The 15266-nt window shown below is 31.7% G+C and carries 13 protein-coding genes; 4 read left to right on the top strand and 9 right to left on the bottom strand.

All coding sequences use genetic code 11. The features are described 5' to 3' along the window. Positions 1-266 (top strand): MarR family transcriptional regulator (locus HMPREF9129_RS04385; RefSeq protein ID WP_004820761.1); only part of this gene is annotated, 266 nt, incomplete at its 5' end. 158 nt (positions 267-424) lie between these two features. Here HMPREF9129_RS04385 and HMPREF9129_RS04380 read toward each other — a convergent pair. The 3 genes from HMPREF9129_RS04380 to HMPREF9129_RS04370 are packed head-to-tail and all read right to left on the bottom strand — an operon-like array spanning position 425 to position 3802. After that, a complete protein-coding gene (locus HMPREF9129_RS04380; protein ID WP_004820759.1) occupies positions 425-1597 on the bottom strand; it encodes a MalY/PatB family protein in 1173 nt (390 codons plus the stop codon). Between the two features lie 11 nt (positions 1598-1608). Then, positions 1609-2571 carry a D-cysteine desulfhydrase family protein gene (locus HMPREF9129_RS04375; protein ID WP_040552301.1) on the bottom strand — a complete coding sequence of 321 codons (963 nt, stop codon included), beginning with the start codon at positions 2569-2571 and terminating at the stop codon, positions 1609-1611. Next, a complete protein-coding gene (locus HMPREF9129_RS04370) occupies positions 2555-3802 on the bottom strand; it encodes a dicarboxylate/amino acid:cation symporter (protein WP_004820755.1) in 1248 nt (415 codons plus the stop codon). Before HMPREF9129_RS04370 ends, HMPREF9129_RS04375 begins: the two co-directional genes overlap by 17 nt. A gap of 253 nt (positions 3803-4055) precedes the next feature. On the opposite strand from HMPREF9129_RS04370, the gene recQ reads away from it, so the two are divergent. Continuing rightward, positions 4056-6191, top strand: coding sequence for a DNA helicase RecQ (gene recQ, locus HMPREF9129_RS04365; protein WP_004820754.1), 2136 nt, complete (start codon positions 4056-4058; stop codon positions 6189-6191). A 751-nt stretch (positions 6192-6942) separates the two neighbouring features. After that, positions 6943-7284 carry a zinc ribbon domain-containing protein YjdM gene (locus HMPREF9129_RS04360; protein WP_004820752.1) on the top strand — a complete coding sequence of 114 codons (342 nt, stop codon included), beginning with the start codon at positions 6943-6945 and terminating at the stop codon, positions 7282-7284. A gap of 406 nt (positions 7285-7690) precedes the next feature. Here HMPREF9129_RS04360 and dinD read toward each other — a convergent pair whose 3' ends face one another. Genes dinD through HMPREF9129_RS12900 form a run of 4 tightly spaced genes read right to left on the bottom strand, consistent with a single transcriptional unit; the run spans position 7691 to position 12456 of the window. After that, complete coding sequence (gene dinD / locus HMPREF9129_RS04355; protein WP_004820750.1) at positions 7691-8593, bottom strand: DNA damage-inducible protein D; 903 nt, start codon at positions 8591-8593, stop codon at positions 7691-7693. A gap of 3 nt (positions 8594-8596) precedes the next feature. Then, positions 8597-9274, bottom strand: a complete 678-nt coding sequence (locus tag HMPREF9129_RS04350; protein WP_004820749.1) for a DUF4357 domain-containing protein — start codon at positions 9272-9274, stop codon at positions 8597-8599. A 39-nt stretch (positions 9275-9313) separates the two neighbouring features. Continuing rightward, positions 9314-11701 (bottom strand): type I restriction endonuclease subunit R, encoded by a 2388-nt coding sequence (locus HMPREF9129_RS04345; protein WP_004820746.1) that lies wholly within the window; start codon positions 11699-11701, stop codon positions 9314-9316. Between the two features lie 2 nt (positions 11702-11703). Beyond that, positions 11704-12456 (bottom strand): type I restriction endonuclease, encoded by a 753-nt coding sequence (locus HMPREF9129_RS12900; protein ID WP_257009163.1) that lies wholly within the window; start codon positions 12454-12456, stop codon positions 11704-11706. 112 nt (positions 12457-12568) lie between these two features. Here HMPREF9129_RS12900 and HMPREF9129_RS04340 point away from each other — a divergent pair, with 112 nt between their 5' ends. Further along, entirely contained in the window at positions 12569-13120 is a 552-nt protein-coding gene (locus tag HMPREF9129_RS04340) for a hypothetical protein (RefSeq protein ID WP_004820743.1), read from the top strand. On the opposite strand, the gene HMPREF9129_RS04335 is transcribed toward HMPREF9129_RS04340, so the two are convergent. After that, complete coding sequence (locus HMPREF9129_RS04335; RefSeq protein ID WP_004820741.1) at positions 13117-13656, bottom strand: restriction endonuclease subunit S; 540 nt, start codon at positions 13654-13656, stop codon at positions 13117-13119. The genes HMPREF9129_RS04340 and HMPREF9129_RS04335 overlap by 4 nt on opposite strands. Next, positions 13646-15178, bottom strand: coding sequence for a type I restriction-modification system subunit M (locus HMPREF9129_RS04330; RefSeq protein ID WP_004820739.1), 1533 nt, complete (start codon positions 15176-15178; stop codon positions 13646-13648). The genes HMPREF9129_RS04335 and HMPREF9129_RS04330 overlap by 11 nt, the downstream gene beginning before the upstream one ends. Between the last annotated feature and the right edge of the window lie 88 nt (positions 15179-15266).

Here is a 15266-nt window from a genome sequence, read left to right as displayed (position 1 = left end):
AAAGTTCCAAAAATTATGGAGACTCTGATAAATTGTCTATGATTGAAGCGCACATTATCTATAATATTTTCAAATCTCCTGGTATAAACGCCATTGAATTAAATGAAATATGGAATGTCTCCAAGGCATATATTTCTAAAATTATAAATAAACTAGAAAGTGATGGATATATTTATAGAGAAATAAATCCTGAAAATAAAAGAAAATATGATTTATATTTGACAAAAAAAGGTGAGATTTTTAATAAAAAAACATATGATACATGATATCGAATCGACAATTTTTACAACAACTTTCTTATCTCAAGATTTCAGTCTTGATGAAATTGCAAAATCAAGAATTTTTTTTGAGGAAGTATAAAGATGCTATTGAAAAAGAATAATCCAAATAAATTAAGTCCCCCGGATAACCCGGAGGACTTGCTTTATATATACTTATGTTTCTTTAAAACTTCTTCTAGTCTCATTAAATTTTCGGTTAAATATTTCTTAGGTAAACCAATATTAATTCTCATATGTCTTTCTCCGCCGTATCCATATTCGGAACCTAAATTCACATAGCACTTTGCCTCATCAAGCAATTCACACATTTTATTTTCATCAATTCCCATCTTTTCATATGAAATCCAGACCAAAAAACTAGCCTGTGGAACTACGTATGAAAATAAATTATTGTACTTTTCTAAAAAGTTCACTAAAACTCTTAAATTTTCCTTTATTACTTCTGTCACTTCTTCTATCCAAGCCTGACCATTAGTATAAGCTGATTGAGTTGCTACCATCCCTAAAACATTAGCTCTTTCCAATCCAATTTTCTCGTTGGCAACAATAAATCTGCTCCTTATCTTTTCATTAGCTATTATTATGTTTGAGCATTGAAGTCCGGCAATGTTAAATGTCTTTGATGCTGCTGTACAAATTATAGAGTTATCCAAAACTCCACTTGAAATAGTGCCTATAATCCTGTGCTTCTTCTCGCTCAACATTATATCTGAATGAATTTCATCGCTCACTATCATTAGACCGTTATCAATACATATTCTCCCCAACTTTTCTAATTCTTCAACGTCCCAAACTCTTCCCGACGGATTATGTGGGCTACAGAATAAAATAAGTTTTGCTTGTTTAGCTTGTTTTTCTAAAAGTTCAAAATCAATAAAATAATTTCCATCATTAAAAATCATTGGACATTCAGAAACTTGTCTATCTTGACCTTTAACTACATCATAAAACGGTGGATAAATAGGAGTCATAATGATAACTTTCTCTCCAACATTTGTAAATTCTCCAACAGCAGTTGCTAATGCTGAAACAACTCCTGGAGTTGTAAATATCCATTCTTGTCTTATATTAAAACCATGGTGTGACTTAAAAAATTCTACAACGCTCTCTAAATATTCTTTTGTAGGTCTTGAATAACCTAAGACTTGTTCGCTTATATATCCGGTTAAGTCATTTCTAATTTCCTTGCATAATTCGAAATCCATATCTGCAGTAGACATCGGCAACACAAAATCCTCTTCTGTATTATTTACCTTTAACCACTTGCTTGGGTTTGATTTTCTTCTATCTACTGCTGAACTAAAATTATATTTCATATTTACTCCTCTCAATAATTTAGTAATTTATCCGCAACATCTCTCATTTCTTTAGTCCAACCTTGTAACCCACCGGTGTGTATAAATAAAATATTTTCAAAATCTGAATTTTTTATCTCTTCAAGCATCCCGATAAAACCCTTCCCTGTATAACAAGGGTCAAAAATTATTCCCGTTTCTTTTGATATATCTATATAGGCTTGAATTTCTTTTTCTGTATATTTTCCATAACCTAAGCCAATGTAATCATCAACTATATTTATCCCATTGAAATCTGTAATATTACAGTTCATACCTTTTAATATTTCAACTATTACTTTTTTAAAATGTTCACTTGACTCGCTAACACTTATACCAAAAATTTCTTTGTTTGACTTATTTTTGTAATTGCCATACCAAAGACCTGCATATGTTCCACCTGAACCAGTTGTCGAAAATATTGCATCGAATTTAACCCCCAAGCTTTTTTCTTGGTCTATTATTTCATCAAAACAAGCTTGGTATCCTAACGCTCCAACTGATGTAGAAGCTCCAACCGGCATATAGTAGGCTTTATGCCCATTGTCATTTAAATTTTGTATCAACTCTTCTACATATGTTTCTCTTTCAGATGATTCTTTTATTACATGAATTTTAGCACCCAATAATTTGTCTAAAAAATAGTTTCCTTCGTTATTTCCAACTTCACCAACTAATACTAAATGACAATCCAAACCAAGTTTAGCTGAAGCTGCAGCAGTTGCTCTACAATGATTTGATTGAATAGCTCCAGTTGTTATAATTGTATCAGCACATTGATTTATAGCGTCTTGCATAGTGTATTCCAATTTTCTAATTTTATTTCCGGATACTTCAGTACCCGTGAAATCATCGCGCTTTATATAAATATTTTTTTTATATTTTTTGCTTAATGACTCGATTTTTTCAATTGGTGTCGGTAGATTTGCCAAATTTATTTTATTCACTCGCCACATCCTTCTTTCTTATCCAATTTTTGCCTTCAACAATTCTTGTTACCATCATTGAAGCTATTGTATCTCCACTTGCATTTGCCATTGTAGCTGCAGGATCCACTAAAAATCCAATCGTTGCAATAATCGGGAATGACTCAGGAGGAAAATTAAATAGTGATACTATTAACATTTCCCCAACTAATCCACCTCCTGGCGCCCCTGATAATACAAATGCACTCAATATAGCCACCATCATAGACTTAGCATACACATCTATTCCCGTATAGGGAATTCCATAAATTCCAAATAAAAATGCTATTTTAAATATGGACGAAATAACTGAACCGTCCATATGCATTGTACAACCTAATGGAAGTATAATATCGGATATATCTTCAGACACTCCTATATTATTACAAGCATTCTTGTTAACTGGTAGAGTTGCCACAGAAGATTGAGTTGCAAAAGATGTTACCATTGGTTTTATTATATTTTTAGACATCCTTCTCACACCTATCTTACCACCAGCAAAGTAAGCATACAAAGGGAAAAATATTACTACATAAATAATTATCAAAGGATAATATACTGCCAGTAACCTTCCATAATTCCCAATAAGTTCCGGTCCAAACTCTCCAACTAAATTTGCAAAATAAGCTCCTAATCCAATTGGCGCAAGCTTCATAATAAAAGAAATAATAGTCATAATAACATTATTTAAATTATTTAGTAATTTGCCTACAAGGCTGTCTTTTCCTCCGTTTTTACTTACAGCCAAGCCCAGCATTATAGAGAACACGATAATTGCCAACATGTTTTTTCTGCTTAATATTTCAGGAAAATCACTTACAGTTAAAGTTTCAACTACCATGTCTCCTGCAGATTTTATTTCAACACCTTGCTCAGCAGCCATTTCAAAGTTCATAGACCCTGGATCTACAATATTAAAAATATTTAAAGTCCCAAAACTAACTATACCTGCGAATAGACCTGTAACTACAAATATCAACATTGTCCAAGTTAATATTTTACCTAATCTCTTCATGTCTATCATATTGCCAACCGCAGTTGATATAGAAACTAACACCATAGGAGCAACTATTGTAAACATCAAATTTAGAAAAATATCTCCTAAAGGTTTTAACACTGTCGCCTTTTCACCAAACACTAAACCTATAATAGCCCCTAACACAATACCACCTATAAGTAATAATAAAGATAAATCTCTCTTTTTACTAACTTTCTCAGTCATAAAACCCCTCCAAAAAGTATCTATTGTGAACTGTTCACTTAGTTAACTATTTTCAGTCTAGCACGGTAATGTTTTCCTGTCAATCATTTTATTATTTAATCTTATTCTAATAAAATCCCGTTGCTTTGAGTAATCATCTGTCCACTTACCTTTTCTCGTAACCATAAAGCTAATCTTTAATGCTATAATTAGCTCAAGGAAATAATATTAAAAAAATATCTACTATAAATTAATGACTTAAAAGGAGAAAATTATGGAAGTTAAACAAATTTTAAAAAAATATTTTGGCTATGATAATTTTAGATCTGGACAAGAAGATTTAATAAACAATATTTTAAATGGGAAAGATGTTTTGGGTGTACTACCCACAGGCGGCGGAAAATCTATATGCTACCAAATTCCCGCAATGCTGATTGATGGTTTAACTATATTTATCTCACCACTTATTGCCCTAATGAAAGATCAAGTCGATGACTTAAGGCTAAAGGGAATCCCGGCAAGACTTATGAATTCCAGTCAAGATTTCACCCAAACCGGCGAAGTTAAAAATGAAATTGAAAATGGAAATATAAAACTCTTATACATAGCTCCTGAAAGATTAGAAAATGTTTTTTTCACGCAATGGGCTAAAAATCTCAACATCTCGCAAATAGTTGTTGATGAAGCGCATTGTATTTCACAATGGGGTCATGACTTCAGACCTTCTTACAGAACAATTTCTTCTTTTATACAAAATCTTAATATAAGACCGGTAGTTTCAGCATTTACGGCAACAGCAAATCAATTAGTCAGAAAAGATATAATCAACCAGCTTGATCAAGTAGAGCCTTTTATTCATGTATCCAGCTTCGACAGACCAAATATCTATTTTGCCGTTGAAGAACCTAAAGATAAAAAAGAAAGGTTACTTGAACTATTGGATAAATGTCAATCTCAAATAATTTATTGCTCAACTAGAAAACTTGTAGATGAAATAAAAGATTTTCTTCAAGATAGAGGATATTCGGTCGGGAAATACCATGCCGGTATAGATATTACGCAAAGAAATGCCATTCAAAATGCATTTTTAAAAGATGAAATTTCAATAATGGTTTGTACTAATGCTTTTGGAATGGGCATAGATAAACCTGACGTAAGACAAGTTATTCACTACAATATGCCAAAAGACATTGAGTCATACTATCAAGAGGCAGGTAGAGCCGGCAGAGATGGAGAACCTGCAAATGCAATCCTCTTATTTTCCCCACAAGATATAGTAACTAATAAATTCTTAATAAAATCTAATAATGACAATTATTCATATAAAAAACTCGAACAAATGATTGCCTATTGCTATTCAACTAAGTGTTTACGTTGGCAAATAATTAATTATTTTGATAAAAATACCCATGACAAGTGCAATAACTGCTCTGTTTGCTTAAATAAAACAGAAATTGAATCCAGAACAATTGATGCTCAAAAAGTTTTGTCCTGTATAGTTCGTATGGATCAAAACTTTGGAATGGACTTGGTTTCTTTAGTTTTAAAAGGATCTTCTAACCATAAAGTACTTAACTGGAATTTCGATAAATTATCCACCTATGGAATCATGAATAATCTTAGTCGTGATGAAATTAAAAATATAATATCTAAACTTATCTCAGACAAATATCTTGTTCTTGGAAGACATCGAGAATTGAGATTAACTAAATCATCCGTCAACCTATTACAAGGCGAAGAGGAGTTTTACATGATTAAAAAGAAAACTCCAAAAGCAAACAACAAAACTTCTATAATAAAAGAAAATTTATCCTCCATTGATGCCGAACTATTTGAAAATTTAAGATATTTAAGAAATTCTATAGCAGAAGAAGAAAATGTTCCGCCTTATGTGATACTGCATAATTCACATTTGAAAAATCTAGCCATTATGAAGCCTCAAACAATGAGAGAATTTAAAGAGATGCCTGGATTTGGCGAAACTAAAATAAGAAAATATGGTAAAAGATTTCTTGAATTGATCTTAGATTTTGTTAAAGACGTCGATTTAACACAAAATAAGTACGATAATTATTCCATTCCTCAAGAAAATAGTATAAAGAAAAAATCATTCTCAAACTCTTTCAAACGTTCAGCCATGCTATTTAAAGAAGGTATGTCTATAGAAGAAATTGCCATTCAACGAAATATAACTTCCGAAACTGTACTTAAACACCTAGACATTGCTCAAAAAACAGGATATCTTGAAAATATAAATTTTAATTTGGATAAAAATGTAAGAAATGAAATATTTAAAGCGATTGAACGCTTGGGTTACTCAAAATTAAAGCCAATAAAAGAAGCTGTAAACGAAAATATCTCCTATAATCAAATAAAAATGGCTGTAATCGAATATAGACAAAATAAATAGATGAGCTTTTTAGTTATGCAATTATATTAAAGTTTGATTAAAATAATTCCTTATTTTTATATACTCGAGATGGTAGATTGGTTGAAGAATGCAATTTCCAGTAATTATATTCGCGAAAATATATACTTAAAATTGGATATTATTCTTTAAATAAAAAAGTAGAAGATGTATATAATAAACTCTAGATAAACAAAGTATCTATTTCAAATATCCGGAAGGAATAGGAAAATGTACATTCTTATATTGACATTTACACTTGTACCTTGCGATGGTAGATGCATCTAGCAAGTGGGCCACTAGAATAAGGGGCTGGGATAAGATATTGTCGCAATTAACAATATTTTTTGAAGGCAGAATCTAATTTTTTGCCTTCACCATAATAAAAAAATTGAATTTTCTTGTCACATATGTTTGACAACTCTAGACAGTTTTTTATATAATCAAAAGTTTATAGTTGCATTTGATGATAATTTTAGATATTGTTACAATAAGTATTATTCAAACTTTTGAAAATTTTTTTATATTTCTATATATAAAAATCTTCTAAAATACACTACACTTAGCTCTTATATTTGTTGCTTGATTCCAAGTTTCTGAATCTATTTTACAAATATAACAACATTTCTATAATTGTTTTTAAATCTCTAACCCAGAGGCTGATAAGCTTAATTGTAATGAATGTTCACTATCATTTTTAATTAAAATTATTTATGTTATAATATTATCAGTAATAAATTATTTGGAGGTTAGAATGATAGATTTACCAAATTGCCCACAGTGTGGAGAAGGCTACACATACAAAGATAATCATTTATATGTTTGTCCTATGTGTTTTCATGAGTGGACAGATGCAGATATGGAAGCTGCTGAACTTGCTAGCAAAACATTTGATTTTAACGGAGCTGAATTAGCAGATGGCGATTCAGTTACTACAATAAAAGAATTACCATTAGGCAAAGATAGATTAAAACAAGGAACTAAAGCTACTAAATTAAAAATTCTTAAACCTGAAGTAAATGGTCACGACATTGAAGCTACTGTAGATGGAGTTGGTAGAATTTATCTAAAATCAAAATTGGTCAAGAAAATATAAGAATAATAACTCGGAATGCTCCGAGTTTATTTTTTTATATTTTAGTCTGAATATATGATTTGATGAACTAGTTAATTTCACTTTCTTCTTAAATTTTATATTTTTAACATATGAATAAAAGCAAACCCCGTATAAAAATTTTTACAATACATACTTTAATTTTTGACTCTCAACTTAATCAAATTAACATAGATTATACTAATAGTCTTGCTGAGGATTTTTAACCTCTTGAATTTATAATCTTATTCAAACCCAATAATTATCATAGCATATTTGTTTATTTTACAAATTATCAGTATCTATTAAGTTTCTAAAATCTGGTGTCTTTATACCTAGTTTTTGAGTTTTTAATCTCAAAACAATATCAGTGTTTATACTACAGTAAGAGTGTTTTTGGGGACACACATTATTCATCCAACATCAACTTTCCCTGTTTAGCTTTATCCTTAAGACGTTTCATCTGTTCTTTTTCTATCTGTTGAATATTTTTCTCTGGAACTGGTAAATCTTCTGGCATTGTGCCACCTATTTTCTCAATGGCACCTCTCACTTCTTTTCCTACTGAATAATGCACTTTTGTTGCTGCATATGCACCCTCAACTTTGTCTTTCCTTAGCTTTTCTTCTGTCTGTGAAATTCTAAATAAATTCGCAATGAGTTCAGTACTTCCCATGTAATCCAAAATCTTTTGTCTTGCAGCTAGACCCTTCCTAGAATGTATATCTTCTACATCTAATCCGCCATACAATCCCATATATCCAGCATTTTGGAATATAGCGAATTCTTCGTTTGTGATAACTCCCGCATCATGTGCTGTTTCAACTAAAATCTGATTCCATTGTTTAATATCACCTCGAACAACAAGCCGTCTTCTATCCTCATCAAGCTGATTAAAATGATCCGCTAGCTCTTGACGATATGTTTGTATAGCAAAGTAGGTTTGTCCAAGTGCAATAACTTCTTTTCTAGGATCACCATTTTGCACAATCAAATAGCAAGCATATCTTGTAAGTTCATAATCTTTAATAGACTTGCTTGTAGCACCAGCTTCTACGATTTTGCTGGCCTCAGCAAAATCGTATGTTACTTCATGCCCACTATTTTCACAAGCAATCATAGCCTTATCAATTACCTTTTGAAAATTACGCCATTGATAGTAATCAAGTACAGCAGAAAGTTCTCTTGCACTCCAATACTCACTTCCATCTTTTCTGATATGTTTAATATCTTCAAATTTTTTATATTCTTTTGCTTTTAAATTTGGCATAAACTTACCTCTTGCTATTTCTATAGTAACTATCTTATACATAAACTATCTTTCTATATCTCTATATTTTTCGATTCTGTTACCATGTATATCCTTCCATTCAACCCATCCATTATTAGATTTTCCGATAATTATCCAACCTGCGCTCGATGGATTAACACATACAATGTCTTCTTGTAATATATTATTTACTATATTTGCATTTCGTCTAATAGAAGAAATATACCCTTTCCCAGTATTTCCACAAATACTTCCTTTTAAAACTGTAAATATACCATCTTCTACTTTTGCTTTACCATAAACTTTACCAAAACCTTTAATATTACGGTTTAATACATATTCCCCATCTGGAACAAACCCATTATCTGACTTAAGTTTTATTTCTTCTGTTGATTCCTTAAATACTTCCTTTTTACTCTTATCTTTTGGATAAATCTGCTTACCATCTAAAGAAGATAATAACGATTTTGCTATTTCTATATCTAAAGCAAATAGTTCTGTATTAACAATCCTACTTTTACTAAAAATATCATGTATAAGCTTTTCTTTCTCGTCATATCCATCCACTTCTATAGCAAATTCTCTTTTTAGCCCTGTAATATTAGCGTATCCATTACTTTCTAAAAATCTCATTCTATTTTCAAATTGGTCATTTCTGGTTTTACCAATCTTTATAAGACCAGATACTACTGTGGTCATTAAATATATTATTCCTTTTGACATAATTTACACTCTCTCAATATATTCGTTCATTGAATTTAATCAAATATATTTTATACTATTTTCTGCAGCTAACGGCACAGACTTGTTAATATAGTCTGTATGTGAATAAATATCATCATATTCAAAATGATAACTATCAGTCCAAAGTTCGCACTGTGTCATAACAACTTGCACTGCATCTTCCATCCCCTCAGGCGGATATTTATGTTTTTTCAAAAGTTTTTTAATTAACATTCTCATTTTAGCACGAGCTGATTCTCTTTTTTGCCAGTCTATACTTCTATTCTTCCTAAGTGTATCTGTTAATTCCCTACTAATTGCAATTAACTCATCATTTTTATAAAAATCTTTAATCGCTTGAGGTTTTGTAAGTGCATCATAAAAAGCAAGCTCATCTGTTGTCAACCCCAATTTATCACCAGCTTTTTGTGCTTCAGCAATCTGTTTTGCAAGATTTAGCATTTCTTCAATGACCTCTTCATTCGTTAACATCCCATTAAGATATGAATTTAATGTCCTTTGCATAATTCCACTAAATTTTTCAGACTTTACTATATTTGTCCTCTTATATACAACAACTTGCTCTGCTATTAATTTTTTTAAAAGCTCTACAGCAATATTTTTTTCTTTCATATTAGCTACATCTTGCAAAAACTTAGGATCAAATAATGAAAACTCTTCTTTTATGTCAGAGAATAGATTTATCACTCCTTCACTCTTAATGCTTTGTTTTAATAAATCATTGATTTTAGCATTCATTTGATTTAAAGATATTTTTTGTCCTTGTCCATTATTTATAAGCCTTAAAACTAAAACTCGAATCGCTTCAAAAAAAGCAGCTTCTAATCTATCTTTCTCACATACTAAAGATGAACAAAGAGATAGTGCCTGATGAAGCATAAGTGCTTCTTTCAAAAAAATTTCTTTATCATTCTCTCTTTTTCTGTCTAGAATAAAATTTAACGCGCCACTAATAATTTTAGCCCTTTCTAAATCACTATCTCCACTAAAATTAATATAATTATAACCATGGAATAAATCTTGACATACAGATAATTTTTCTAAAAATTTAGGATAAGCAACCTCTGCAACATCTGTATTTCCATAATTTTTCTTATCACGAGTTGTATAATCATTCATAGCTTGTTTTAATGCTGATGCAATCCCTACATAGTCAACAATAAGGCCACCTTCTTTATCTTGGAACACACGATTCACTCGTGCAATAGCCTGCATCAAATTATGTCCTGTCATTGGCTTATAAACATACATAGTTGCCAAAGATGGAACATCAAACCCCGTAAGCCACATATCCACAACAATAGCAATTTTCATTTCACTATCGTTATTTTTAAATTTCTTTGCCAACTCATCCTTATGCTTTTTATTTCCAATTATATCTCTCCACTCTTCAGGATCATTGTTCCCCGAAGTCATAACTACGCCTATTTTTTCAACCCAATTAGGTCGAAGTTCTAATATTTTCTCATAAATTCTCATAGCAATAGGTCGAGAATATGCTACAATCATAGCCTTACCAGTAAGCAAGTTTTCTCGATTATCTTCATAATGATCTATAATGTCACAAACAAGTGAATTTATAGTATTATCATTTCCAAGTATTGCGTCCATCCTACCAAGCTCTTTTTTACTTCTTTCAATAACATGAGGGTCAGCATTTTCTGCCATTATATCGTACTCTTTATCTATTAATTTTAATGTACTTTCATCAAGATTTAATTTAATAACTCTACTTTCGTAATAAACAGGTCTTGTAGCTCCATCCTCAACAGCTTGGGTCATATCGTAGATATCAATATATTCACCAAATACCTCTCTAGTACTTCTATCTTTTGAAGAAATAGGAGTCCCTGTAAATCCAATATATGTTGCATTAGGCAGAGAATTTCTAATAATTCTCGCAGTCCCGACAACTCTTTTAGCTATATCTTCTCCATTTTCATTTTGTACAATTTTAATTCTTTCTGCTAAACCATATTGTCCTCTATGTGCTTCATCAGCCATTACAATAACATTACGTCTTTCACATAAAGCATCTTCTGATTCCTCAAACTTTTGCATTGTAGTAAATATAATTCCGTTTGCTTTTCTTCCATTAAGCAAATTTTTTAAATGAGCTCTACTATCTGCTTGAATAGGATCTTGTCTTAAAAAATTCTTACATTTAACAAATTGTCCATACAGTTGATCATCCAAATCATTTCTATCTGTAAGCACAACAATCGTAGGGCTATCTAATGCTTCTTGTAGTCTATGTGCATAAAATACCATAGATAAAGACTTCCCACTACCTTGAGTATGCCAAAAAACTCCACCTTTACCATCTGTCACTGTAGCTTTTTTAGTAGATTCAATAGCCTTATTAACTGCAAAATACTGATGATACCCCGCTAAAATTTTAAACATACTTATACCTTCATTTGAAAAACAATGTAATTTTTTATTATATCTAAGAATCTTTCTTTTTTAAAAATTCCCTCAAAAAATGTATCAAAGTTAGCATATTCTGTATTTTCATAGCTACCATCTTTTGTTTTCCACTCCATAAAACGATCTTCACCAGAAGTAATTGTTCCTGCTTTGGATGTCAATTGGTCACTCATGACACAAATAGCATTATAAATAAACATAGATGGGATTTCTTTCATATAATTTTTCAACTGTCTATATCCATCTGAAGCATCTGTTCCTTCTCTAGATGGTGACTTTAATTCAATAACGACAATAGGTAGTCCATTTAAAAATAAAACAATGTCAGGTCTTTTTTCACTATTTTCTATAAATGTCCATTGATTTGCAACAATAAAGGAGTTATTATCTAGATTCTTATAATCAACAATATAAACAATATCTGAGCGCTCTTCATCTTTAAAAAAATATCTTACTGGAATGCCATTTTGCAGATAGTCCATAAATAAATTATTTTTTTGTACAATCTCACCATTTTCAAAATTTTTAATTTTATACAATGCCTCCTGAATGGCATCTCCTGGCAAATCTCTATTTAAACGATATAACGATTCAACTAGAACCTCTTCATATAGCGGGCTATAAAAATCCCTCTCAATATTAGGACCATATGCGTACTCATATTCCAAATCGTTTTGAAATAATTCAATTATTGAGTTTTCATAATTTTCTTCTGTATATGATGCCAGCATAACTCTCTCCTTTATAGATTTATTTAATATAATTCTTATTTTCTTTCTAATTTTTATATGAAGTATTACAAACAATAATTTAGAGCAGCAAGCTCGGGCAATTTTTGATGCGATGTTTCCAAGTATATCAAATGGAGAAAATACTATCGGAGATAGCATAACTCCAAAAAGAGGCAAGGGCTTACTATCGAAAAACGCCATATTCGGAAATGTTCCAGTTGTTGCTGGCGGTTTGGAACCATCAACGTATCATAATGTAGCTAATACAGTTGCTCCTGTTCTTGCTATATCTGCTTCCGGTGCAAATTCGGGATATGTTAGTTTATGGAATATACCGATTTGGTCATCAGACTCATCTTTTATTGATAGTTCAATGACAGACAATGTTTATTTTTGGTATGTGTTATTAAAAAAGCGCCAGAAAGAAATATACGATGCTCAAACTGGTTCTGCACAGCCGCACATTTATCCTCAGCATATAGCCGCTATGCCAATAAGCAACTTAAACTTTGACGATGTCCGTAATTACACGGCCACTGTAACGCCGATTTTTGAGATGATTGGTCATAACAAAGCTGAAAATGTACGATTAGCTACAACTCGTGACGCTCTTTTACCTAAACTGATGTCCGGTGAGCTTGATGTATCAGACATAGACCTTTAAGCCGCTAAATTATTGTTTATCGCATTATTCAATGCTATTTTATCATCAAGAGCCTTTAGTATACTTCCGATTTTCCTTTGCTCTTCGATATTAGGCAACTCTATATCCAAATCAGAGACTACATCAGTTTGTACTCTTTGGCGACCCGATGACCCCACCATAGATTTAATTGCCGGATTACGAACCAATGGGCTACAAATCAAATAATACAGAAAATCAGCATCACTAACACCTTCAATAGCACGAAAAACAATGTATTCAGTTGATCCAAAACCAACTTCATCATCATCCAACATAGAAACTTTTGAAATTTTTCCATTCTCCAAACAAGGTGTTATTCTTGCCATTATCGTGTCACCATTTCTAAATTTAGCTCCCCCCTTATACTCTCCCAAAATGAATTCTGGAATATCCCTACAAAACGGTTGCAATTTATCCATTGGTACTTTTTTTGCCATGATGCCTTTACCAATGCTTTCTTTTGGATTGATGTGAGCAATTTCGGATAGCTTTTTTATACGCCAATTACACTTCATAACCAATAGCCCCTAACTTCTTTCTGATTTCCTCTTCCAGTTCATGAGATTTCTCAAACATATCCGAAAGTTCTGAGGTCAGCCTTGTCATCTTTTCCTCAAAAGGCTCGCCGTCATCTTCTTGTTCTTCAATACCTACGTATCGACCGGGAGTTAATATATAATCTTGTTTTGCTATATCTTCTATTGACGCTATAGCGGAAAATCCTTTTTTCTCCTCTAATTTTCCATTTTGAAAATCTTCAAAGGTTTTTGCTAGTAAGTCAATATCCCCAAGACTTCCATCTTCTTGTATACCTTCCGTAAAATCTCTATGTTTTCGATCAACCATATATCCCATTTTTCTGGCATCAATAAATAGGGTCTTTCCTTTCTGTTTTTTATTTTTAGTAATAAACCACAATGTCACTGGAATAGTTACGCTATAAAATAACTGTGTTGGCAAAGCTACAATCCCTTCAACGAGATCATCTTCTATAATCTTTTTTCTTATTTCTCCTTCTCCTGAAGATTGGGATGATAATGCTCCATTAGCCAGTACTAAGCCTATTTTTCCGTTCGGCGCTAGGTGATGAATCATATGTTGTATCCACGCATAGTTTGCATTTCCCGATGGCGGAGTTCCATATTTCCACCTAACATCATCTTTTAATTTATCTGCACCCCAATTAGAAAGATTAAACGGTGGATTTGCCATAATGAAATCCGATTTTAATGTTTTATGGATGTCATTAAAAAATGTATCGGCATGATAAGAACCGAAATTGGCATCAATTCCTCTTATTGCCATATTCATTTTCGCCATCTTCCATGTGTCTGCATTAGATTCCTGTCCATAAACAGAAATATTCCCTCGATTGTCGCTATGAGCCTGTACAAATTTTTCACTCTGTACAAACATACCACCACTTCCACAACAAGGGTCATATACACGACAATTATTAAAAGGTTTCAAAATTTCAACTATTGTCTTTACAATACTTGAAGGAGTATAAAATTCTCCACCTTTTGTTCCTTCATATGCTGCAAATTGAGCAATACAGTATTCATAAGTCCTACCAAGTAAATCTTTGCTTTCATCTGTATCATCCATATGAATTTCATTAGTAAATAAGTCAACAACTTCTCCTAATACCCTTTTATCTAAATCCGGACTAGCATAATTCTTAGGCAAAACATTTTTTAAACTCACATTTTCTTTTTCAATCGCTCTCATTGCATCATCAATTACTATTCCAATTTCAGGTGTGTGCGCAGCAGAGGAAATCTTACTCCAACGTGCCTCTTCTGGCACAAAGAAAATATTTTCTTCTGCATATGCATCTCTGTCATTTTCAAAACCATAACCTTCTTTTAAAAGCTCCTCATAACGTTTTTCAAAAGCATTTGATATATAACGAAGAAAAATAAGTCCAACAATTACCTTTCTATATTCAGCTGCAGGTATATGTCCCCAAAGAACACAAGCTGCATCCCAAATTTGCTTTTCAAAACCTATATTTGTGTTATTTTTTTTTGCCACTATTCATTCCCCTTCCTCTTCAATTTAGATAAAATCATCTAATATAAATTTAACTATCTGCCAATTTCACAAAATTTTATATTAATTT

The sequence above is a fragment of the Peptoniphilus indolicus ATCC 29427 genome, from assembly GCF_000227315.1.
GTDB lineage: Bacteria > Bacillota > Clostridia > Tissierellales > Peptoniphilaceae > Peptoniphilus > Peptoniphilus indolicus.
Note: the sequence above shows the minus strand (reverse complement) of the source record. Positions and strands in the feature narration are given on the sequence as shown.